Genomic DNA, 2,042 nt, shown 5'->3' on the forward strand with positions numbered 1-2,042 from the left:
AGTTCCATCTATGAATCGTTTAAAGAACAATTATTAGCGAAGATTAAACAGTTGAAAATTGGCGACGGACTGGAAGAAGGCGTCTGGATGGGCCCGTGCGCCAGCCGGAAGCAGTTGGAGACGATTCTTTCTTATATCGAAAAAGGGATCGAAGAAGGGGCGACATTGCTTTGCGGCGGCCGCCGCTTGGTCGATGGAGAGCTCGGAAACGGGTTTTATATAGAGCCGACGGTGTTTGAGAACGTATCCCCGAACATGACGATCGCTCGCGAGGAAATTTTCGGGCCGGTGCTCGCCTTAATTAAAGTGGACACGTTTGAAGAAGCGTTAACCTTAGCCAATGACACACCGTTTGGCCTTAGCGCCTCGATTTTCACGCAAAATATCGGCAAGATGCTCGCGTTCATCCAAGACATCGAGGCCGGACTCGTCCGGATTAATGAAGAAAGCGCCGGCGTCGAACTGCAAGCGCCGTTTGGCGGGATGAAGCAGTCCAGCTCCCACTCGCGGGAACAAGGACGGGCGGCCATCGAGTTTTTCACGGCGATTAAAACGGTGTTTGTAAAAGGATAAGAAGTTGAGGAAAGTGCGCTGCCGTTTGGGCAGGGCGCTTTTTTAGCGTGAGGGAATTGGCAAAGGCGATTGTCGGCGAGCAAACGGTTTGCTTACATATAGAGGAAATAGCATGTGCGGGAGGGAGAGCGGCATGAGCCAATCAGGCGAGCAACGCCGGTATACGCTCGGCGAGTTCTTTTCTTTAGCTGGAGACGAGCGGATGGAGCTGTACGAAGGAACGATTGTGTTGATGTCCCCAGCTCCTTATGAGCATGAAGGGGTGGTCGCCAATTTGATTGCCGAGTTTCGCATGGCGTTAAAAGGAAGTCCTTGTCTTGTGTTCGGCAGCAACCTCCAAGTCTTTTGTTTGAAGATGAACAAAAAGGAACGAAAAATGTAACGGTGCTGCCCGACCTATCTATTATTGGTGATCGAACGAAACTGCGCCAAGGTCGGTGTTACGGCGCCCCCGACCTAGTGGTGGAAGTGTTGTCGCCAAGCACCGCCCGCAACGACCGGCTGCTTAAGCGTCATTATTATGAGAAAGCAGGAGTCCGCGAGTATTGGATTGTCGATTATCAGCACCAGGTGATGGAAAAATACGTTTGGCAATCGGGAGCGTTTCAGCTAGAAGACGTGTACGATGCAGCCAACGGGGCGGCTGCATCGACCACGTTTCCCGAGGTGCGCTTTTCCGTGAAGGAGATTTTTACGTTTTTGACGTCGTGAAGAGCGGCACAGGCACATACAAAATAACAACAAGCATAACGGCCGACTCAAAGAAATGATCCGTATCGCGAAACGGGCAGCAGAGTCGGACTTGCCAGTGTTCATTATGGGGGAAAGCGGAACCGGCAAGGAGCTGTTCGCCCAGGCGATTCATCAGGAAAGCCCGCGGGCTGACCGCCCATTCGTTCCTGTAAACTGTGCGGCCATTCCTGACGCTTTGCTGGAAAGCGAATTGTTCGGCTATGTGGAGGGATCGTTTACACATGCGAAAAAAGGAGGAAAAATCGGGCTGTTTGAACTGACGGACGGGGGAAATGGTTAAATAAGTTGAACAAGAGCGTAGCTAACGGACAGGCGGGCTTAGGCGGCCCGCCTGCTTTATCGTCATAAAATGACATTCTTAATTTTGTAGATTTCCCGTTCGTGTTCGATGACTTTGTTCGAGAGGAAGGTGATGTCAAGCTTGATGTTGTTCAGCTGTTCGGTGAATGATTGGGCATGGGAATCGACTTTTTTCTCTAAGGCGTCGAGTCTTTGGTGGATGGAAGAGACTTCACCGTGAAGTTTATGCACGTCCATCGCGAGGGCGTCGAGTGCAGCGTCGGTTTCATCCTGGCGGTGAAGAAGAGCAGACATCAGATCATACAGCTCTTTTTGGCCGGCTTTGATATGGGCTTGTTCTTCTTCTAACCGCTTTTGGCCTTCAAGGAGAGCTTGCTGGATCCGTCGGAATTCTTCCTGTTCTTTTCGCATTTCTT

3 protein-coding genes and 2 pseudogenes are annotated in these 2,042 nt (G+C 51.0%); 4 read left to right on the forward strand and 1 reads right to left on the reverse strand.

Features of this window, described 5'->3' with window-relative positions:
• From VU18_RS19500 to VU18_RS06185, 4 genes and pseudogenes are all read left to right on the forward strand, one after another.
• Positions 1-573 (forward strand): aldehyde dehydrogenase family protein (locus VU18_RS19500; protein ID WP_047757822.1); only part of this gene is annotated, 573 nt, incomplete at its 5' end.
• A gap of 133 nt (positions 574-706) precedes the next feature.
• The gene (locus VU18_RS21225; protein WP_369793556.1) at positions 707-955 is read left to right on the forward strand and encodes a Uma2 family endonuclease; all 249 of its coding nucleotides are present in this window, start codon (positions 707-709) and stop codon (positions 953-955) included.
• Positions 919-1,284: a Uma2 family endonuclease gene (locus VU18_RS21230; protein ID WP_369793557.1), complete on the forward strand. Its 366-nt coding sequence runs from the start codon at positions 919-921 to the stop codon at positions 1,282-1,284. Before VU18_RS21225 ends, VU18_RS21230 begins: the two co-directional genes overlap by 37 nt.
• A gap of 34 nt (positions 1,285-1,318) precedes the next feature.
• Positions 1,319-1,597, forward strand: a pseudogene (locus VU18_RS06185) (sigma 54-interacting transcriptional regulator); the annotation flags it as partial.
• Positions 1,598-1,668: 71 nt separating this feature from the next.
• Here VU18_RS06185 and VU18_RS06190 read toward each other — a convergent pair.
• Positions 1,669-2,042, reverse strand: a pseudogene (locus VU18_RS06190) (hypothetical protein); the annotation flags it as partial.

Origin of the sequence: Geobacillus sp. ZGt-1, from assembly GCF_001026865.1 — a bacterium.
GTDB classification, from domain to species: Bacteria; Bacillota; Bacilli; order Bacillales; family Anoxybacillaceae; genus Geobacillus; species Geobacillus thermoleovorans.